Source organism: Undibacterium sp. Ji83W (assembly GCF_049340385.1).
Classification (GTDB): domain Bacteria; phylum Pseudomonadota; class Gammaproteobacteria; order Burkholderiales; family Burkholderiaceae_D; genus Undibacterium.
The window spans coordinates 33,439-54,242 of the sequence record NZ_JBMPOZ010000030.1 but is presented as its reverse complement, the minus strand read 5'-3'; the positions used below and the strand labels follow the sequence as shown (position 1 = coordinate 54,242).

Here is a 20,804-nt window from a genome sequence, read left to right as displayed (position 1 = left end):
TTGTTCTTTCACCATCTTTACCACTTCTAGTTTGAGTGGTGTGTCGAAGTGCTTTTTCATCATGTTGAGGCCTCTTTGAGATTGAGTTTCCTCTTATTTCACTGTCCTGGCAAATTAGACCACTACAGGAACCCCGCAGGGGCGGCTACGCCTGGGTCGCCTTTCTTTGAATTCTTTCTTTGGCGACGCAAAGAAAGAATTTCGGCTGCCGGGCCGAGACCCGGCTTGTATCCACGAAGGGCAATCACTTTAGTCAAAGTACGGCATATAACAAACGACACGGCATGCCAGAAACGCCACTGGATTCCAGCCAAAAACACGCTGGAATGACGTAATTAAAGGTGCTGAAAATTTAAAAGCTGACAGCTTCTGATAAGCGCGTATCACTTCAACTCAAACGCCTTCTTATCCCCCTTAAACCACCCCACCAAACCCGCAATAAACTCTTGCGCCCCATTTCTCTCGGCAGTCCTCAAACCATGACTGGCACCAGGAAACTCCACAAACTGAAAATCCTTTTCGGGATGCGTCAAGAAATAATCCCGCAAGGCATGCCCCGATTCTATCGGCACACTTTCATCCTTCTCCCCCATTGCCGCCACCATGGGAATATCCAGGCTTGCGTACACACTCAAAGGATCTGAGAACAGATGTCCAGACCAATACGCATAAGGATGTCCAAAGAATTCTTTCCTGAGATTTTTGCCATCTTTCCTGATCTCAGCATACACATGCAAAAAATAGTCGCGTGAAAATGGCTTGGCATAAGGTTCCACGCCGCGGTCTGCAAAGATCAAGAATTCTTCACTCTGCTTCAAGCCACCACTACCCGCTGTTGCCAGCCAGCCGATTTTCTTGCTATCTCTGGCGATGTAAGGAGCGATAGCTCCACCCTCAGAAAAACCCAGCGCAGCAATGGACCGCGCAGGCATTTTTTTCAGTTCAGGCTCTTGTTCGATGAATTTCAAATGATCCGACAAGCGCTGATCAAATTTGTCTGCTGCCTGAAATTGATTACTGCATTTGCTACCGTCGGCGTTTTTGATGACACCAGGTTTTTCCAGATAATAGACATTGACGGCTGCGGGGTAACGTTCAAAAAATAGGGGCAGGCGCGCAGAAAAATCATCGCAACCTGAGCCACTGACCAGGAGTATGGGCGGGCCAGGATTTGCTGCGGCAGCATCAGATAAATGATAGTAACGTCTTTGCTTGCCATCGATTTTTATGCTGTGTTCTTGCAGTACAGGTGCAGCCATCGCGGAAGCGCAAAAGAGTGCAATGGAAGCCAGAGCGATATGGCGGATATGCGAAGAAATGGAATTGATATGCATGGGCATGCGTGACTTTCTTAAAATGAATCAAGAAAATATCACAGCCCTGCCAGCATTGCGATAAAAATAAAAATGGGGAGCAAGCTCCCCATTCCTTAAATTTGCCAAACTTGCGCATGCGATGCCATCAATGCTGTGCACCACCACCCAGGTAAGCTGCCTTCACTGCCGGATCATTTTGCAAGCTGGCCGCTGGACCATGCACGGATATCTTGCCGTTTTCCAGCACATAGCCATAGTCAGCCACGGCTAAAGCAGCTGCCGCAAACTGCTCCACCAACAGCATGGTGGTGCCCTGCTCTTTCAGGCGCACGATAATACGGAAGACTTCATCGACCAATATCGGTGCCAGGCCCATCGAAGGCTCATCCAGCAAGACCACGTCAGGATTGAGCATGACAGCTCTCGCCATGGCCAGCATTTGCTGCTCACCACCAGACAGGGTGCCAGCGAGCTGGTTCTTGCGTTCTTTCAAACGCGGGAATAATTCCATGGCTTTTTGCAGATCGCTTTCTATATCGCCACGCGGACGGCTGCGGGTGAAACGCGGGAAGGCACCGAGCAAGAGATTATCCGTCACCGACATGGTGGCAAACACACGCCTGCCTTCTGGTGAATGCGCAAGACCTGCCCTGGCGATCTTGTGAGAATCGAGGCCGGTAACATCTTTACCGGCCAAGGTAACCGTACCTTCTTTAGGTTTCAACATGCCGGAAATCGCGCGCATGGTGGTGGTCTTGCCAGCACCATTGGAACCGATAAGGGTGACGACTTTACCCTTGGGCACTTCCATGGAAATACCATGCAAGACTTCGACCTTGCCATAGGCTGCATGCAGATTTGAAATAGTTAACATTGCTCTCTCCTTATGCAGCAGCAACTTCAGTGGCATCAGCTACGCTGCCACCCAGATAGGCTTCAATCACTTTGGGGTCGGCCTGTACGGCTGCCGGTTTGCCCTCTGCAATTTTTTGACCAAAATCCAGTACAGTCACAGTATCGCAAATCGACATGACTACATCCATATGATGTTCGATGAGGATGATGGTGATGCCATGTTCACGTATCTTGCGGATGATGGCGATCAGGTCCTTGATGTCAGGCGCAGTTAAACCAGCAGCAGGTTCATCCAGCAGCAAGAGCTGTGGGTTGAGACCCAGCGCGCGGCCAATTTCGAGCAGGCGTTGCTTGCCGTAGGGCAGATTACGCGCCTCTTCATTAGCCAGGTCAGCCAGGCCGACAAATTGCAAGATGCTGGCTGCACGCGCTCTTGCCTGCTGTTCCTCACGCAGATAGCGCGGCGTATGCAACATGGCATCCCCCACATTGCTGCGGAAGGTGCTGTGCAAACCGACCAGGATATTTTCTGTTGCCGTCATCTCGCCAAACAATTGCACGTTCTGGAAAGTACGGGCCACACCACCCAGGGCAATCGCAGACGGGGTACTGCCAGAGATGACTTTGCCGGCAAACTCCACCACCCCATCAGTAGGTTGATAAATACCGGTCAGCACATTCATCATGGTACTTTTGCCGGATCCGTTAGGGCCGATCAAACCATGTACCGTACCTTTATGGATTTGCAGATCAACCTGGTTCAGCGCCTTCAAACCACCAAATTGCATAAGAATTTTCCGACCTGTCAGCAAGACACCCATGCGGGCATCGCTGGCATTGACGATGGCATTGCCAGCATTGCTCTCGGCGCTTTCTGCATTGACAATGAGATGCTGCTGGCCCTTACCCATCAAACTGTTGACGAAACCGACGATGCCGTCCTGCAGGTAATACACGACAAACAAGGTCATCAAACCAAAGATGGTCAGACGCCAGTCGGTAATGTTTTCCAGCTTGTAGGAGAACAGGGCCATGGCCACAGTCGCGCCAACTGGCACGATGAGTTCCCTGACTGTCTTGCGTTGTTTGGCGATGGCCGCGCCACCTGCGATGACGGCGATCACTGCAGCGACAGTAGCGATCTTGCGGAACAGTTCTATATCAGCCAGCAGCGATGGCAACATGACGACGATCAGGGCACCCAGCAATGAGCCGGTACGTGTCTTGCGCCCGCCCATGATGACTGCCAGCAGGAACATGATGGTCAGTTCAAAGTTGTAGGTATTCGGTGAAATATATTCTTCCGAATACGCATACAGGCTGCCTGCCAGGCCAGCCAGTGCGGCACTGATGACGAAGGCAATGACTTTGTACTTGTAGACTGAAACACCCATGCAGTCAGACGCAATCGGGCTGTCACGCAAGGCCTGGAAAGCACGGCCATAGTGAGAGCGTAAAACGCGGTGAACCACGATCAATGCCAGCACCAGCATGATGGCAACCAGGTAGAAGAAACCAACCTCACCCAGCTTTTGCCCAAAGATCACAGGCTTGGTGAGCTTGATGCCCATCGGCCCCTCAGTCAGGAAACTCATTTCATTAATGAGGATCTGGATGATGGTGCCAAAGGCCAGCGTCACCATGGCCAGGTAAGGCCCGGTCACACGCAAGGCAGGCAGGGCCAGCAAGGCACCAAATACAGCGGTGACGGCGATACTGCAAGGAATGGCGACAAACACCGACATGCCGAGCTTGAACACCAGCACGCCCGTTGTATACGAGCCTATGCCAAACAAACCGGCATGGCCGAGTGAAACCTGGCCGGTGTAACCGACCACGATGTCCAGGCCAAACAGGAGGATGGCGTAGATCAGTATGGTTTCAGCCAGATGCAGGTAGTAGGGATTGTGCATTACCACGGGTGTCAGCGCCAAAGCGCCAATACCGAGGACGGAGAGTGCGAGAGTCTGCTTATTCATTTCTGGACCTTACACTTTCTTGATGGCAGCTTTGCCAAACAAACCGGCAGGTTTGACGGCCAGCACCAGCAGCAATAACACCAGGCCTGGTACTTCCTTGTAGCCAGTGGAGATGTAGAAGCCAGTCAGGGTTTCAGCAATGCCCAGGATCAGGCCGCCGACGATGGCACCTACACCAGAAGTCAGGCCACCGATAATCGCCACGGCAAACGCTTTCAAACCCAGTGCCGAACCCATGGTGGCGCCAGTCAGAGTCAGCGGTGCCACCAGTACGCCTGCAAAGGCGGCGGTAGCAGATGACAGTGCATAAGAGAAAGTGATGACCATGCTGGTATTGATACCCATCAGGCCAGCCGCATCCCTGTCGTTCGATGTTGCGACGACAGCTTTACCGTAAATTGATTTGCGGTTGAAAAACTCAACCGCCAGCATCATTGCCAGTGCGCCGATGACAACCACAACCTGCATGGCTTGCACATTCGCACCCAGCACCTGGAATGGAGCAGCGGACAAAGGAGACGGGAAAGTCAGATCATCCTTGCCCCAGATATTTTCTGCGACATTTTTAAAGATGATGGCGAGTGCAATGGTGGACATGATCCAACCAAATTCTGATTTGATCTTGATGGCTGGACGTACCCCTATCCATTCCACCACCATGCCTTGCAAGCCACCAAAGAGCAAGACTATCGGTATCATCACCCAATAATTCATATAGGGGCCACCGTGCACATTGCCGACTACGCTAAGACCAACCAGGGCACCGAGCATCAGCGCTTCGCCCTGACCAAAATTCAGGGTACCTGAAGTTGCAAATGTGAGTTGATAGCCGAATGCGATGACAGCATAAATCATCCCCAGGGCAATGCCGCTGAAGACGAGCTGAAGTAATATTTCCATTTTGTTTCACCCGTGGAGTGCAGCCTGCCAGGGCTCTCCAAAACATATTGGGGAACCTGGCGGCTGTCTGTCTAAATAACAAGCCCAGCGCCATGCAGGCGACTGAGCTATGGGCTGGTTTAGGGCAAGAACACGTGCTGTGCCCTGCCTTTATTTAGCCTGGACGATCTGGCCAGCTTTGGCCAGGCCCATGACAGGCATGCCAGGTTTGATGGCTTCATGATCGTCATGCGTGAAAGGCTTGTTATAGGTGGTGATCACGCCCTCCACTTTTTCATTCAGATTTTCCAGTGCTTCGCGCACTTTGACACCATCCGTGCCACCAGCTTGTTTGATGGCCGCAGCCAACAGGTAAATCGAATCATATCCCTGTGCGGCAGAGACGGCGGAAGGCATGCGCTCAACCTTGTAAGCCTTTTGATAGGCTTCGATGAAGGCCTTGCGCTTAGGTGTATTCGGGTCTTGGATGAAGGTTTGTGGCATGGTCGCACCATCGCCATTTTTGCCAGCGTTGTCGAGGAAATTGCCCATGGACAAAGTCCAGCTGCCGATGATAGGTACTTTCCAGCCCAGTTTTTCCATGCCGTTGGCGATCTGTGCCAATTCAGGGCCTATGCCATAGGTCAGCACGGCTTGTGCACCACCCTGCTTGGCTTTCAACAACTGGGCTGTCATGTCGACATCCTTGATATTGAATTTTTCCACAGCAACTGGCTTGATGCCTTTGGCACCCAGGGTTTTTTCCAGATCTTCACGGCCCAACTGGCCATAATTGGTGGAGTCAGCCAGGATGGCGACCTTGGTGAATTTATTCTTGACCACGGCTTCATCAACGATCATGGCAGATTGTATGGTGTCATTGGCTGCCGTACGGAAGATGTAATTGTCCTTGTGTTCAGGTGTGACAAATTGCTTGGTCACCACGCTGCCTGTGGCAACATTATTCAAGACAGGGATTTTTGCTTCCTGATAAAAACGCTGGGAAGCGAGCGCTACACCGGTATTGATATAACCAACTGTGGCGACCACTTTTTCTTTGTTGATCAGTTCTTGTGCTACCTGCACGCCGCGTTCATTTTTTGCTTCATCATCACGTTCGACCAATTGCAACTGTCGGCCCAGCACACCACCTTTGGCATTGATTTCACTCACGGCGAGTTTGACGCCGTCACGCATGGATACACCCATAGGGGCAGAACCACCAGTGAAAGGACCGGCGACACCGATCTTGATAGGCTCTGCTGCATTGCTTGCAGCGGCCAGGCCCAGAACTATGGATGCGACTAGGGTTTTGACTTTGTATGACATCTTGGTCTCCTGATTTTTTATGTGAGTACTTCAAAAAATAAATTCATGAATTACCGACATAAGTTATCAGGAAACCGGAAAAATCTCAGGCTCCATTCTACTTAAGTAAAACTACGCAAATATTCGAAGGGGTCAGCTTGGCGCTATGGGCAGAGGGGCTTAAAGCCTTGTGCAGCAATGGTTTTCAGCATCTGCGAGCATTTTTTGAGAGGCAAAAACGCGACACTGAAATGTAACGTGAGGAAACTCTTTCAAGCCGTCGATGAAAGATTTTCATCTGAACAGTAGTGGATATGCGAATTTAAGACAAAACTGCCGTAGAAAAAAGCAGACTTTTCATTTGATGCCATAACACCGGGCAGGCAGCTACACAGCCTGCCCGGTTTATTTCTGCTTACTTCAACAGGTTGAATACTTTGCTGATGGCTTTGCTGCCAGCACCCAATGGGTCCTGGCGTATGGCCTTTTCTTCTTCAGCTATCATCAAGAACAAGGCATCCATGGCTTTTTGGGTGACATAACCTTCTACCGTTGCCTCTTGCTTGGCGACTGCACCAAACTTTTGTGCCTGGCCCATGACGGCATTATATTTGGCCGACAAGCCTGCCTTGTCAGTCACGCCTTTGACCATGGGCAGAAATTTTTCGCTTAAAGGCGCAGAAGTTTTTTCCCTGAAGAAATCTGTGACTGAAGTTTCACCACCAGTCAGGATATTTTTTGCATCAGTCAAAGACATGGACTTGACGGCATTCACCAGCAAGGGCTTGGCCATGGGTACAGCCGCTTCTGCCGCGCGGTTCATGGAGACTACCAGTTCATCGAGTTGCTGGCCCTTGCCTGTCATTTGCAAAATCGGGCGGGCTTTTTCGAGTATGGACGGAAGTTGTATCTTGACCTTGTCATTATTCAAGAAGCCACCATCAACTCCCAGCTTGCTGACAGCAGCGGATGAACCCTTGTCCAGCGCCGCTTTCAAGCCTGTACTGGCGTCCTGATTGCTGAGATCAGCAAAAGAAATAGCGTGCGCCGCTGCAGTGGCGAATACCAGGCTACTGGCAACCAGCAGGCGGGCAAATAAAGTTGAAATGGATGGCATGGTTTCCTCCTGATAAAGAATTGCTATTCTATACAATGCGCAGTCTATATCCTGAGTTTGAAAGTTCAAATTATGTAAATACACAATTTGCCTGAGCATGCAGAGAAAAAATATCGAGCAAATCAGGATGACCCAGGAGGTAGACTCAAGAAATAGTCAAGCAGCCCTAGATTTCATCCACCATGTATAAGCGCCTGTGTTCGCGCATGGCATAACGGTCTGTCATACCGGCGATGTAGTCGGCAATTTTTCTGACTTGCAAATGCTGGCTTTGCTCTTCCTGATCCGCCTGGCGAACCTGATAATCTGGCGGCAGCAAATTCGGCTGGACATGCAAGGCATCAAATAATTCGGTGATGGTACGCCTGGCTTTGAAGGTCATGCGGTTGACCTGGTAATGGCGGTACAGGTTTTCAAACAGAAACTGCTTCAGGGTTTGCGCTTCCTGATACATGCTGTCCGAAAAGGCGATCATCCTTTCCATGTTTCGCACCTCATCGACTGAGCCTGGCTGGCAGTCCTGGATCTTTTGCGCTGAGGTCTGTATCAAATCGACGATGAGGGTATTGATCATGCGGCGTATGGTCTCGGCGATGCCACGGCGGCCACTGATGCCGGGATAGGTGGCATCGACAATCGCACGGTGACGCGCATAAATGTCCACTTCCAGCATCTGCGACTCCAGTAACAAGCCGGAGCGCAGACCGTCATCGATATCATGATTATTGTAGGCAATGGAATCGGCCAGGTTGGTGACTTGCGCTTCCAGCGACGGGCGTTTTTTATCGATAAAGCGCTGCCCTACATCCCCCAGCAATCTGGCATTCGTGATGGAGCAATGTTTGAGTATGCCTTCGCGGGTTTCATAAGTGAGGTTGAGGCCATCAAAAGCCCCATAGCGCTCTTCCAGCTCATCGACTACACGCAGGCTCTGCAGATTATGTTCAAAGCCGCCAAAGGGCTTCATGCAGGCATTCAGGGCATCCTGACCTGCGTGCCCGAAGGGAGTATGGCCAAGATCATGCGCCAGCGAGATAGCCTCAACCAAATCTTCATTCAAACGCAGGTTGCGGGCAATTGAGCGGCCTATCTGTGCCACTTCCAGGCTGTGCGTGAGACGGTTGCGGAACAGGTCGCCTTCATGATTGACGAAAACCTGGGTCTTGTATTCAAGACGGCGGAAAGCCGTACTGTGGATAATGCGGTCACGGTCGCGCTGGTATTCGCTGCGCGAGGAAGATGGCTCTTCAGTGTAACGCCGCCCTCGCGAGCTGGCAGATTGTGCAGCATAAGGGGCGAGGTGAGCGTCTGTGTGCATGTTGCTTAACCGGAGATGCAGCTACGCAGGGTTTGCAACAAAATCTCTTTGGGTACCGTGGAGATGTGCGCCTGGCCCAGAGGTTTTAACAAGATAAATTTAATTTTACCGCCTTCATTTTTCTTGTCGACTTCCATCAATTCGAGCCAGCGGTCTTCACCAAGGTCGGGAGCCACACCTGGCAAACCAGCCGCTTCGACTACTTGCTTGATACGTGTCTTGGTCACGTAATCGATATAACCCAGACGGCATGATAAATCAGCGGCCATGACCATGCCACAGCCTACCGCTTCGCCATGCAGCCATTTGCCATAGCCCAGGCCAGATTCGATAGCGTGGCCAAAGGTGTGGCCAAAATTCAGGATGGCACGCAAGCCGCCTTCGCGCTCATCCTGGCGTACGATGTCAGCCTTGATTTCGCAAGAGCGCAAAATCGCATGCGTCAATGCCTTGGGATCTTTGGCGCGCAAGGCCTCCATATTGGTTTCTATCCAGTCAAAAAACACGGGATCAATGATCGCACCATGCTTGATGACTTCGGCCAGTCCGGCGGAGAGTTCATTGTCGGGCAGGCTCTGCAGGCTGCCGATGTCAGCTATCACTGCTTCGGGCTGGTAAAACGCCCCTATCATGTTCTTACCCAGAGGGTGATTGATACCGGTCTTGCCACCTACCGATGAATCGACTTGTGACAACAAGGTCGTGGGTATTTGCACAAAAGGCACGCCGCGCATATAGGCTGAGGCGGCGAAGCCTGTCATGTCACCGATGACACCACCACCCAGGGCCAGCAAGGTGGTTTTTCTATCGCATTTATGTTCGAGCAGGGCGTCAAATATCAGCATCAGGCTGGCCCAGTTTTTTTGCTCTTCGCCATCGGGCAACACCACGGACAACACTTCCTTGCCAGCGGCGCGCAATGCGGTTTCCAGTGTATCAAGATACAGAGGTGCTACAACGGTATTGGTGATGACGACGGTTTTCTTACCCTTGATTTTCGACTGCAAAAACTGACTATCAGACAACAGTGAAGTGCCTATGGCAATGGGATAACTGCGTTCACCCAGGTCCACGTTCAGGAGCGCGGTGTTGGTACTCGTGCTGGTGGTGCTTTGGTCTGACATATTTGTTTTGCTATGGCTAAGTAAGGCCTCAGGAATGTCGAATAATTTTTCCTGGGCTAATTTGTCCAGTACGGTTTGCACCAGAAATTGTACATTGGGCCTGCCGGTCTCAATGCTGATATGGGCAACTTCCTGATAGAGGGGAGCGCGCTGGGATTCCAGCTCTTCGAGTTTCTTGCGCGGGTCTGCAGTGCGCAAAAGAGGGCGATTCTTGTCGTGACGGGTACGCTGCAAAATGCTGTGTATACCTGCACGCAAATAAATGACAATGCCGCGTTCATGCAAATACTTCCTGCTCTCTGCATTCAACACGGCACCACCACCTGTAGCTAAGACTATGTTTTCTTGCCCAGTCAGGTCACGGATCACGTCCGCTTCACGCTGTCGAAAACTGGCTTCGCCTTCAATCTCAAAAATCACGGGAATCGAGACACCTGTACGTGCCTCAATTTCGTGATCAGTATCAATAAAACGTTTATTGAGTTTTTTTGCCAGAGCCCGGCCAACCGTGGTTTTACCAGAGCCCATCAGGCCTACGAGAAAAATATTCTTCAAAACTGTTTACCTGGCATAAGACTTTTGCTGACTTCCCCTGAGCATTCAAGCCCAGGGGAATATTACCAGTTTGAAGCAAACAAACAGCTATTTCGTAGAAATTTTCCGCTTCAGACCAATCTGTCAGATCGCATTAACAGCCAGCAGCACCATTCAAGTCCTTGATGGTCATGACACTGGTTGTTGTTATATTCAAACTATCCTTGACTGTAATAGTCACTGCTGTATCAGCTGCCACACAACGTGTACCCTGAGTACCCAGGCTCACATTCACAGTACGGCCAGTGAATGTAAGCGGGTTCAAAGGATCAGGACTGGTACCTGCAACAGCGGACAAAAGCGTGTTGTTGGTAAATACCTGGAATGGTCCATTGCCACCTGAAATAGTCAGAGGAATAATCGCGTTATTTGTCTCATTAATATTCCACACTGTTGGACTCAGGAACATGCTGGATGTTTGAGCAACAACTGTAATGGCGACAGAAGAAACCGTACCTTGAGCATCAGTGACAACAACGTTTGCAGTACCTATCCTTGCCAACAAGACAGTAATATTACCCGCGCTAGTCAGCGTCGCACCAGATGTAACAGTTGCATTACCCGGTACACTAGAAACTGCCGTGTATGGTGCGCTACCGCCATCAACCCTGATGATAACAGCATCACCAACAAAACCGCTGATTGATGATGGCGCAACAGAGAGTGCTGAGTTAGTACCCGATATAACGTTGACAATAATAGTAATTGGTGCTCCGACACTATCAACCAATCTGACTGTGGCAGCACCTGGGGCAACACCAGTGATGGTCATCGTCCCACCTGTTACAGCGACCGTTGCAACCGCAGTATTGCTGCTAGTCGCTGCATAAGGTGCAGTACCACCACCAACCAAGTAAGTCGGTGCTGAACCAGGCGCAATAGTGACCGTAGCAGGTGCAGAAGTATAAAGAGCAACTGTCGCTCCAGAACCAACACTGACAACAATGGTAACCGGAGCACCGGCAGCATCTTTAACAACGATGTTGGCCGTACCTGTCGCCAACGCAGTAATGGTGAAAGTACTACCAGTCAGTGTTGCCGTCGCAATCGAAGTATTGCTACTAGAGATTGAGTAAGGCGCAGTACCACCACCAATTTGGTAAGCGGGACTGGCACCAACTGCGATAGTTACTGCAGCAGGCGCAGTAGTGAACAGGGCATTTACGGCACCAGAGCCAATTGTCACATTCACATTGAGAATGGCACCAGCAGCATCACGTAAAACTACAACTGCTTTGCCTGAACCTACACCAGACAAGATCAGACTATTGCCAGATGCAGATGCTGTAACGACCGAGGTATTACTACTAGTCGCAGTGTAAGGAGCGCTTCCGCCACCTAATATATAAGTACCACCACCACCTGCAACCAAAGTAATATCAGAAGGTGCTGTTGTGTAGAAAGCTGCGCCAGAACCAACTGTGACTGCAATTGGAACGCTAACACCCAGACTATCTTTAACGATAACTGAAGTTGAACCAGCAGAAACACCACTGATGGTAAATTTGTTACCGTTAATACCTACCCCGGCAATCTGAGTATTGGCGCTGGTTACAGTGTAGACCTGGCTACCACCACCAATAGTAAATGTCGGGCTGGATGTACCTATGCCAACAGTCAATGCAGCCGGTGCAGAGGTGAACAGCGCTGCCGTTGAGCCTACTGTGACCTTTATAGTGACATTACCAGCCGCTGCGTCACGAAGAATGACGTTAGCTGTACCAACGCCGACACCAGTAATCGTCAATTTTGTGCCTGAGATATTGGCCGTTGCAACAGCAACATTGCTGCTCCCTACGTTATAGGGGCCATTACCACCGCCAACTACATAGGTTACAGCCGCACCAACACCCACATTGATATCAGTGCCGGCGGTAGAAGACAGTACGTCCACTGAACCGATAGTAACGGTGATACTTACCAGCCCGCCAATAGAGTCTCGTACACTCACCGTAGCTTTACCTCCGCTAACGCCGACGATAATGAAACGGTTACCCGAGACGACTACGTCCGCGATCTGATTATTGCTGGAGCCAACGGTGTATACAAGGCTACCACCACCTATCGTATATTCAGACGATTGGGCACCGACAGCTACTGTCACTGTCTCTGGCGCATTAGTAAACAGTGCAAGTCCACTACCAACAGTCACCTCTATTGAGACAGCAGCACCCGCGGCATCTTTTACCGTCACGATTGCTGTACCGCCGCCGCCGCCTTTGATCGTCAAGGTCTTGTCAGAAACCGTGACGATAGCAGCACCATTACTACTGTTTGCAGAGTAACCCGGAACACCACCACCGATGGTGTACGTTTGGGTTGCCCCCGGGGATATGGTTATTTTTTCGGCAGCTGTCGTAAACAGCTTGGCACCGTTACTTGTATTGCCAGCAGAACCACCGCCGCCGCCACAAGCTGTCAGGCCTATCATTAAGATCAGTGCGAATAAACCGCGAATATACTTCATCATGAAACACCTATATTTTTTACGAATTCGGAAAATCGGTTTGCCATTCAATGACATGCATCTCAAGCCCAGAACTCTTTATTGTTTGTTGCTAAATTTCTCTGCGACAATCTTGGGAGTAATAAAAATCAGCAATTCAGTTTTGTCATTCGTGCGACCTGTAGTTTTAAACAAATTGCCAAACAATGGAAGGTCACCAAAGAACGGTATTTTTGTCACACTATCACGTTCAGTTTGTTGGAATATACCACCCAACACCACTGTGCCGCCATTTTCAACCAGGACGATAGTTTTTACTTCCTTGGTATCAATCGCAAAGCCTGCCCTGGTTTCTTGACCAACGCTGTCTTTATGAACATCAACATCCAGGATCACATTTCCATCCGGGGTGATTTGCGGGGTAACTTCCAGTCTCAAAGTAGCCTTACGGAAGAAGATTGACGTGGCACCGCTTGAAGTGGCGACCTGGTACGGTAATTCTGTACCTTGTTCTATCGACGCTTTCAATTGGTCAGCAGTCACAACGCGTGGACTTGACACTATTTTACCCTTGCCATCTGCTTCCAGGGCTGACAATTCCAGATTCAGGAAACGGTTAGCGGCGGAGGAAAACAGACTGATTGCCAGACTACCTGCATTCAAACCATTAATACCAGCTGCAGGCAAGCTCACAAATTGCGTATTTGGGATAAAGCTTTGATCAGTAACTTTTGCTTGCAGTGTTTGCTCACCAACGCCCAGGTAGTTACCAGTAAGAGCAACCCGCTGATTTCCCGCCAGCTGGTAACCAGTATTACCGCCACTCAGGCCACGCAAATCCGCAAAGCCCAGTTTGGCACCAAGATTTTTACTGAACTTATCATCGGCTTCAACAATACGCGCTTCTATCAATACCTGTCTTGAAGCAATATCAGTTTTAGCAATCAATTTACGGACTTCCTCCAGTTTGGAAGGAATATCAGTAACAAACAATTGATTGGTGCGAGGTTCAATTACTGCGCTACCACGCTTGGACAAAATGCGGTTGGTACTACCACCATCCACACCAAAGACCAATTTAAAAGCTTCAGCTTTTTGATAGTTAAGCTGGAAAGATTCCGTTTTTACAGGCTCAAGGTCAGCGATCTGTGCTTTTTGCTCAAGTTCGAGTTTTTCTTTGGTTAATAACTCTTCTTTTGGAGCGATCCAGATAACAGAACCATTTTTACGCATATCCAAGCCCTTGGACTGCATGATGATATCGAGTGCCTGATCCCATGGCACGTCTTTCAAGCGCAAAGTAATCGTCCCATTCACAGTGTCACTGGCAATAATATTGAGGCTGCTGACTTCGGCAATAATCTGCAAAATGGCACGAATTTCAATATTCTGGAAGTTGAAAGACAAGCGCTCACCACGATAGCCTTGCGTACCCTGTGTCAGCTTGTTCGGGTCTTCCTTGATAGGTTTTACTTCGACCACAAACTGGGTGTCACTCTGGTAAGCACTATGTTCCCACAAGCCGGTAGGCTCAATGACCATGCGGACATTTTCACCATTTGGCGTAGTAGTGATCAATTGCACAGGTGAACCATAATCAGCTACGTCAAGACGACGGCGCAAAGACTCTGGCAAACTGACCTTGAGGAAATCCACAATGATTTTTTGCCCTTGCTGACGGATATCAACGGCAACCTGATCCAGCGGCAAATCAATGACGACACGGCCTTCACCTGCTGCACCACGACGGAAATCGATATCACGCAAAGCGCGTTTCGCCGCAACTGCTGGCTGTACATTGACTGGCAAACCTTGGGAATTGACTGCAGTTGCAACACCACCAGAAGCATCAATCGTTACAATCAAAGAATTGCCGTCAATGACAGTTGCATAATTGAGTGACTTGTTGAGATTGAAAATCAGACGGGACCGCCCAGTTGCCTCGATCAGATTAATTGCCCTTAAATCGCCCATATTCATTTCGAACGACGATTTACCTGTGTTATTGCTGACATCTGCAAAATCGATGGCGATCCGGGATGGATTGGCAATGGCAAAACCCAAAGGAAGTTTTTCCAAAGGTTTTTTCAAGGTGATCTTGACGATAATGTTCGCCCCTTGCTGGTTGGCAGTTAACGATTCTATCGAATTCGTCTGGGCAAAAGCCGCACTGCAAAAACCAAGCAACGCAAATAAAATAAATTTGACCACTTTGGCGCCCCTTATACTTGTATTTATCAACGCATTCATTTCTTTGCCTCCTGCAACTCTAACTTGGCTTGTCGCTCAGTCCAATCACCTGCCGCATCCTGAACCGTTTCTTTGATTTCGATATCGCTCTCCGAAATTTTTGTAATCAGCCCGAAATTCTGGCCTAAATAAGACCCTAGCTTGACTTGATATACCGTCTTATCTACTTGCACGAGGGCATATACCATCTTGTTTTTCTCAATTGTGCCCACCATCTTCAAGCTATCCATGGGGAATGATTCAAGTGCCTCCCTCGGTCTGTCCATGTTGGGTTTGAGCCCATTACTTGATTCAGCTTTGAGGCGAGCAAGCACCGCAAGTAATTTGGCGGGATCAAAGGGCTCAATACTTTCTTTGCCACCGTAAGCAAATGGTACGTAAACTTTCGGAGGACTAAGTTTGGGAATGATGGCTTTCGCCTGTTTTTGCTCTGCATCCATCCAGGCACGCAATTCTGTTTCCTGGCCATCCCCGCAAGCAGATAAGGAGAGCGCCAGGAATAAACAAAGCGTCGGTCTAATGACGATGTTCTTCATTTTTTAGGCTCCTTTTTCTTCTTCTCAGCCTGGTCCAGAACTTCGTCCCTATTCAAGTAGCGGAATGTTTTCGCTGTTACGTCAAGTATCAAAACACCATCAGCATTACGAATGATATTCAAATTATTCAAAGTAACAATCCTTGGCAACTTTGCAATGTCAGCAACAAATTGCCCTAGATCGTGATAATTACCCTGAATCTTGATGGCAATCGGTAACTCTGCGTAGTAATCTTTTACGGCTGGCAAACCTGGAATGAAGGAGTCAAAAGCCAATCCACGTCCTTGCCCAGCCTGATTAATATCAGCCAGCAAAGCCGCCATTTCTGCCTGACTAGGCAATTGTTTCTCCATGGTGGCAACATATTGCTGCACCAGCTTGCGTTGTTCTTTCAAGGCGTCAAGATTAATCGCCTGTTGCAGCTTTTGTTTGTATTCACCCCTGAGTTTGACTTCTTCAGCCTGGCCAGTTTCTATGGACGTCATCTGACCATCCCATTGGAAATACCAACCCAATGCGACCACGACAATCAAGACACCCATTGCAGAAGCAATACGTGGCGCAAGTGGCCACAGGCCAGGGTGCAATCCATTCAAGCCTTGAAATTGAGCGCCAACTGACTGGCCAATTTCATTCAGATTAATCGCCATTTACAATCTTCCGTTGCATTGCATAAATAATCACACACTATGGTTTCTTGCTAACATCAGCAGCTTGTGAAGCGGGTACCTGCGCTTGCACGGCTGAAGCAGGTGCCGCAGATCCAAGTGCAGCAGCCGAAGCGGCAGCTTGTGAAGCAGCTTCTTCTCTCTCACGTGGGCGCTTGATGTTCACATTCACCTTAAATTCAAATACTTTTTTCGCATCCCTGCCCTGCCCCAGACCAGTGGAGTGAATATCATTCAATTCTGGTTTGTACATCCAATCCGATTTATTACCCAGATTGCGGATAAATTCAGCAACCCTGTCCTGGGACTGTGCGTAACCACCTAAAATGACTTTCTGGCCATCCTGATTCAGTTGCTTCAGGTAGACTCCTTCAGGAGTCAGCTTGACCAATTCATCCAGCAAATACACAGGCTGATTACGATCACCCTGCAAATCTTCAACAGCTTGCTGACGTGCTTTCAAGCCATCAATTTCCTGCCTTAAGGTAGCGATTTCTTTGATGCGGTCATCAAGCTTGGCATTCTCTTTTTTGATAAATTCATTTTTGTCAGTCTGAATTGACAGTTCTCGCGCAAAGTAAGCACTGACAACAACCACGACCAAAGCACCCGCTATCGCAGCCAACAGCAACAGACCATAAAAATCACTTTTCAGCTGCTTGCGCTTTTCTTCCCTGTGCGGCAGGAGATTAATCTTGATCATCATCAGCCGAATCTCCGTAATGCCAGCCCGCAGGCAACCATATAAGCGGGAGCATCAATGCGCAAAGCTTTCTCGTTGACGCCTGAACCGAGCTCCATCCCTTTAAACGGGCTGACAACCGCAGTAGAAATCTTGGTACGCTCAGCAATGATGTCAACTAGCCCAGGTATCACTGCACAACCACCGGACAAGTAAATTTGATCCACGCGAGTGAATGGTGTCGAGGTGAAAAAGAATTGTATGGCACGGGTTACTTCCAGTGCGGCGCTCTCCAGGAAGGGCTCCAGCAATTCCATTTCATACGTATCAGGCAAGTCGCCACTTTTCTTTTTCTGTTCAGCCTCTTCCAAGGAAAGGCCATAATTTCTGACAATATCCTGAGTCAACTGGGCACCACCAAACTGCTGCTCACGTTCATAGATGACGTCGCCATTGAGCATGATGAAAATATAAGTCCGTTTGGATCCTATCTGGAATATCGCGTAAATCTGATCCTTGCCAGCATTTGCTTGCTGATCGACCAGACGCGACACGGCAGCACGCGCAGCATAGGATTCAATATCCATGACTTTGGCTTGCAAGCCCGCTGACTGTATGATGGCCACGCGATCTTCAATTTTTTCTTTTCTAGACGCAGCGAGCATCACTTCTATATCTTCTTCCGCATTGGCCGCCGGCCCCAGTACACAGAAATCCAGGCTGACTTCATCCATGGAGAAAGGAATGTACTGACTGGCTTCGGACTCGACCTGCACTTCGAGTGCCTGCTCGGTCAAGGTCCCGGCGAGTATAATTTTTTTTGTAATGACGGCAGATGCCGGCATTGCCATTGCTACGTTTTTGGCCGAGGTTCCGCTTTTCTTGACGAGTTTGCGGACTGCCTCAGTCACTTGTTCAATATTCTCGATATTGCCATCCAACACCGCCCCTTTGGGCAGTGGTTCAGAGGCATAACGCTCAAGTCGATAAGACTTGTTGCTTCCTTCCGAAAGTTCAACAAGCTTGATATCGAGAGAACTGATATCCAGACCAAATAGTGGCGGATTTTTTCTGCCGAGCAACGAAGCCAGATCTAAAGCCAAGAATATCCCCTCACGATTACATCATCATTTCAATTTACACAAAATTACATGTGCGAAACATTATATTGCCAAAAGTAAATTCTCTTTAAAAACCGCTATTTACAAGACAATTATCCAAGCTTACATGAAATCCTAGCAATAAGACTGGCATTGGTAAAGCAATTTCCGCGCAGCACTACCCTTATGCGTTGCCAAATATCCACGTACATTTCGAATATTCTGAAAATTTGCTTACAAATCCACTTATCTACTGACAGTCTAATGCTCATGGAAGGCGGCTATAATGTCTGCTGCCTTATTTACAATTAGCCCCTATGTCAGATCAAAACCTAGAACCCGACAATCAACCTGAGCCAAAAAAGCGCACGGCCGGAAAGCTTTTCGCCCGCATTGTACTCGGAACTACGGGTGTTTTATTCGGATTAGTTGTAGCAGGAGCATTAATTATCGGTTTTGCACTTACAATGGCTTATCCAAATCTGCCAGAACTGGATTCGATCACCAGCTACAAACCCAAAATGCCACTGCGGGTTTTCTCGGCGGACAATATGCTGATCGCCGAGTTTGGCGAAGAGCGACGCAATGTCGTGCGCTTCAAGGACATCCCGGAGATCATGAAAAAAGCCGTACTGGCGATTGAGGATGATCGTTTTTACGAGCATGGCGGGGTCGATTACCAGGGCATTACCAGGGCAACAATACATAATCTGACTGGTGGCGCCAAACAGGGTGCGTCCACCATTACCCAGCAAGTTGCCAGGAATTTCTTCCTCTCAAGTGAACAAACCTTCAAGCGCAAGATTTATGAAATCCTGCTGGCCTGGAAGATAGAACAAAATCTGACCAAGGATCAGATTCTGGAAATTTATATGAACCAGATTTATCTGGGACAGCGCGCCTATGGCTTTTCCTCTGCCGCACAAATCTATTTTGGCAAGGAATTGAAAGACGTCACCATCGCAGAAGCGGCGATGCTGGCTGGCTTGCCAAAAGCGCCATCAGCCTATAATCCGGTCGCCAATCCCAAACGCGCTACTGTCAGACAGCAATATATCTTGCAAAGGATGCGCAATCTTGGCTACATCACCGAGGCGCAATACGAACAAGCCAAGAATGAAGAACTGATCACCAAAACCAATAGTAATGAATTTGGCATCCATGCCGAATATGTTGCAGAAATGGCGCGCCAATTGGTGTATGAGCAATTTAAGGAAGAGACCTACACACGCGGCCTGAACGTTTACACCACCATTACCAAGAGTGACCAGGACACTGCCTATCTGTCCTTGCGCCGTGGTGTCATGGATTATGAAAAACGCCATGGCTATCGCGGGCCAGAGGCCATCATCACGATACCTGAAGGCAAGGAAGCTGCTGAAGATGCTATAGAGAAAGAATTGGCCGACCATACAGACAGCGATGATTTACAAGTCGCCATGGTGCTGGAGGCCACGCCCAAGCTGGTGCGAGCCGTTTTGTCTTCAGGCGAAGAAATCCGTATTGAAGACACCGGCCTGACTTTTGCCGCCAGTGGCCTGTCAGTCAAAACCCCGGCAAACAAACGCATACAGCGCGGTGCCGTGATACGGGTCGTGCTGGAAGGCAAAAGCTGGAGCATTACCCAAATGCCTGAGGTACAGTCAGCCTTTGTTGCCGCCAATACAACAGACGGTGCCATCCGCGCCCTGGTCGGCGGTTTTGACTATAACCTGAATAAATTCAACCATGTGACCCAGGCCTGGCGTCAGCCTGGCTCCAGCTTCAAACCCTTCATTTATTCAGCCTCGCTGGAAAAAGGTTTGTCACCATCCACCATTATCAATGATGAACCGATCAGCTTTGATGCGGGCCAGACGGGTGGCCAGGCGTGGGAACCGAAGAATTATGATGGTAAATATGAAGGGCCAATGACCATGCGTCGCGGCCTGACCAAGTCCAAAAACATGATTTCTATCCGCATCCTGCATAAGATAGGTGCGAAGTATGGTCAGGAATACACCAGCCGCTTTGGTTTCCTGCCTGAAAAAAATCCGCCTTACCTGACCCTGGCTCTGGGTGCTGGCGCTGTCACGCCCTTGCAGATGGCCGGTGCCTATGCCGTGTTTGCGAATGGTGGTTACAAGGTCAATCCCTACCTGATTTCCAAGATTACCGATAGCAATGGTCAGGTGCTGGTACAGACCAAACCCGACATGGCTGGTGATGAAGTTAATCGCGTCATCGATGAACGCAATGCCTTCCTGATGGACAGCATGATGCGCGATGTCGTAAAAATGGGTACGGCAACCAAGGCGCTGATCTTGAAACGCCCGGATATCGCAGGCAAGACAGGTACCACCAATGATTCTTTCGACGCCTGGTTTGCCGGCTATCAATCAAAAGTAGTGGGCATAGCCTGGATAGGTTTTGATCAGCCAAGAAATCTGGGCAATAAAGAAACCGGTGGTGGTCTGGCCCTGCCCATCTGGATAGGCTATATGCAAAAGATCCTGAAAGAATTCCCGATTGAAGAGAGACCAGTCCCCAAAGGCATCATTGCTGCTGACGGTGATTATTATTATGCTGAAAACCCACCGGGAGCTGGCGTGACTACGCTCGCGCCACCGATGAGTATCATAGAAGAATAGCT

15 protein-coding genes are annotated in these 20,804 nt (G+C 49.3%); 1 reads left to right on the top strand and 14 read right to left on the bottom strand.

Translation table 11 applies throughout. The features are described 5' to 3' along the window. Positions 1-383: 383 nt before the first annotated feature. From ACO0LD_RS29475 to ACO0LD_RS29410, 14 genes are all read right to left on the bottom strand, one after another. A complete protein-coding gene (locus ACO0LD_RS29475) occupies positions 384-1,340 on the bottom strand; it encodes an alpha/beta hydrolase family protein (protein WP_423012679.1) in 957 nt (318 codons plus the stop codon). A gap of 121 nt (positions 1,341-1,461) precedes the next feature. Then, on the bottom strand, positions 1,462-2,190 hold the full coding sequence (locus ACO0LD_RS29470; RefSeq protein WP_422976243.1) for an ABC transporter ATP-binding protein: 729 nt from the start codon (positions 2,188-2,190) through the stop codon (positions 1,462-1,464). A gap of 10 nt (positions 2,191-2,200) precedes the next feature. Next, positions 2,201-4,150, bottom strand: a complete 1,950-nt coding sequence (locus ACO0LD_RS29465; protein ID WP_423012677.1) for an ABC transporter permease subunit — start codon at positions 4,148-4,150, stop codon at positions 2,201-2,203. Positions 4,151-4,159: 9 nt separating this feature from the next. After that, complete coding sequence (locus ACO0LD_RS29460; protein WP_423012674.1) at positions 4,160-5,050, bottom strand: branched-chain amino acid ABC transporter permease; 891 nt, start codon at positions 5,048-5,050, stop codon at positions 4,160-4,162. Positions 5,051-5,200: 150 nt separating this feature from the next. Continuing rightward, positions 5,201-6,358: an ABC transporter substrate-binding protein gene (locus ACO0LD_RS29455; protein WP_423012672.1), complete on the bottom strand. Its 1,158-nt coding sequence runs from the start codon at positions 6,356-6,358 to the stop codon at positions 5,201-5,203. 394 nt (positions 6,359-6,752) lie between these two features. Next, on the bottom strand, positions 6,753-7,454 hold the full coding sequence (locus ACO0LD_RS29450) for a DUF4197 domain-containing protein (RefSeq protein WP_423012670.1): 702 nt from the start codon (positions 7,452-7,454) through the stop codon (positions 6,753-6,755). A 166-nt stretch (positions 7,455-7,620) separates the two neighbouring features. Further along, complete coding sequence (locus ACO0LD_RS29445; protein ID WP_423012668.1) at positions 7,621-8,772, bottom strand: deoxyguanosinetriphosphate triphosphohydrolase; 1,152 nt, start codon at positions 8,770-8,772, stop codon at positions 7,621-7,623. 5 nt (positions 8,773-8,777) lie between these two features. Further along, positions 8,778-10,424 (bottom strand): bifunctional shikimate kinase/3-dehydroquinate synthase AroKB, encoded by a 1,647-nt coding sequence (gene aroKB / locus ACO0LD_RS29440; RefSeq protein WP_423012683.1) that lies wholly within the window; start codon positions 10,422-10,424, stop codon positions 8,778-8,780. A gap of 160 nt (positions 10,425-10,584) precedes the next feature. Beyond that, positions 10,585-12,960, bottom strand: a complete 2,376-nt coding sequence (locus ACO0LD_RS29435; protein WP_423012666.1) for a beta strand repeat-containing protein — start codon at positions 12,958-12,960, stop codon at positions 10,585-10,587. A gap of 75 nt (positions 12,961-13,035) precedes the next feature. Continuing rightward, positions 13,036-15,186, bottom strand: a complete 2,151-nt coding sequence (gene pilQ / locus ACO0LD_RS29430; protein WP_423012664.1) for a type IV pilus secretin PilQ — start codon at positions 15,184-15,186, stop codon at positions 13,036-13,038. Continuing rightward, positions 15,183-15,722: a pilus assembly protein PilP gene (locus tag ACO0LD_RS29425; protein ID WP_423012662.1), complete on the bottom strand. Its 540-nt coding sequence runs from the start codon at positions 15,720-15,722 to the stop codon at positions 15,183-15,185. Before ACO0LD_RS29425 ends, pilQ begins: the two co-directional genes overlap by 4 nt. Further along, positions 15,719-16,372 (bottom strand): type 4a pilus biogenesis protein PilO, encoded by a 654-nt coding sequence (locus ACO0LD_RS29420; RefSeq protein ID WP_423012660.1) that lies wholly within the window; start codon positions 16,370-16,372, stop codon positions 15,719-15,721. The genes ACO0LD_RS29425 and ACO0LD_RS29420 overlap by 4 nt, the downstream gene beginning before the upstream one ends. A 37-nt stretch (positions 16,373-16,409) precedes the next feature. Continuing rightward, the gene (locus tag ACO0LD_RS29415; RefSeq protein ID WP_423012658.1) at positions 16,410-17,096 is read right to left on the bottom strand and encodes a PilN domain-containing protein; all 687 of its coding nucleotides are present in this window, start codon (positions 17,094-17,096) and stop codon (positions 16,410-16,412) included. Then, positions 17,096-18,175 carry a pilus assembly protein PilM gene (locus ACO0LD_RS29410; protein WP_423012656.1) on the bottom strand — a complete coding sequence of 360 codons (1,080 nt, stop codon included), beginning with the start codon at positions 18,173-18,175 and terminating at the stop codon, positions 17,096-17,098. The genes ACO0LD_RS29415 and ACO0LD_RS29410 overlap by 1 nt, the downstream gene beginning before the upstream one ends. Positions 18,176-18,489: 314 nt before the next feature. Between ACO0LD_RS29410 and ACO0LD_RS29405 the strand changes: the two genes are divergently transcribed. After that, on the top strand, positions 18,490-20,802 hold the full coding sequence (locus ACO0LD_RS29405) for a penicillin-binding protein 1A (RefSeq protein WP_423012654.1): 2,313 nt from the start codon (positions 18,490-18,492) through the stop codon (positions 20,800-20,802). Positions 20,803-20,804: the final 2 nt, after the last annotated feature.

Coding starts and splice junctions, on each gene's coding strand:
- ACO0LD_RS29475 (WP_423012679.1), bottom strand. CDS start 1,340: ATGCCCATGCATATCAATTCCATTTCTTCGCATATCCGCCATATCGCT.
- ACO0LD_RS29470 (WP_422976243.1), bottom strand. CDS start 2,190: ATGTTAACTATTTCAAATCTGCATGCAGCCTATGGCAAGGTCGAAGTC.
- ACO0LD_RS29465 (WP_423012677.1), bottom strand. CDS start 4,150: ATGAATAAGCAGACTCTCGCACTCTCCGTCCTCGGTATTGGCGCTTTG.
- ACO0LD_RS29460 (WP_423012674.1), bottom strand. CDS start 5,050: ATGGAAATATTACTTCAGCTCGTCTTCAGCGGCATTGCCCTGGGGATG.
- ACO0LD_RS29455 (WP_423012672.1), bottom strand. CDS start 6,358: ATGTCATACAAAGTCAAAACCCTAGTCGCATCCATAGTTCTGGGCCTG.
- ACO0LD_RS29450 (WP_423012670.1), bottom strand. CDS start 7,454: ATGCCATCCATTTCAACTTTATTTGCCCGCCTGCTGGTTGCCAGTAGC.
- ACO0LD_RS29445 (WP_423012668.1), bottom strand. CDS start 8,772: ATGCACACAGACGCTCACCTCGCCCCTTATGCTGCACAATCTGCCAGC.
- aroKB (WP_423012683.1), bottom strand. CDS start 10,424: ATGGGCTCTGGTAAAACCACGGTTGGCCGGGCTCTGGCAAAAAAACTC.
- ACO0LD_RS29435 (WP_423012666.1), bottom strand. CDS start 12,960: ATGATGAAGTATATTCGCGGTTTATTCGCACTGATCTTAATGATAGGC.
- pilQ (WP_423012664.1), bottom strand. CDS start 15,186: ATGAATGCGTTGATAAATACAAGTATAAGGGGCGCCAAAGTGGTCAAA.
- ACO0LD_RS29425 (WP_423012662.1), bottom strand. CDS start 15,722: ATGAAGAACATCGTCATTAGACCGACGCTTTGTTTATTCCTGGCGCTC.
- ACO0LD_RS29420 (WP_423012660.1), bottom strand. CDS start 16,372: ATGGCGATTAATCTGAATGAAATTGGCCAGTCAGTTGGCGCTCAATTT.
- ACO0LD_RS29415 (WP_423012658.1), bottom strand. CDS start 17,096: ATGATGATCAAGATTAATCTCCTGCCGCACAGGGAAGAAAAGCGCAAG.
- ACO0LD_RS29405 (WP_423012654.1), top strand. CDS start 18,490: ATGTCAGATCAAAACCTAGAACCCGACAATCAACCTGAGCCAAAAAAG.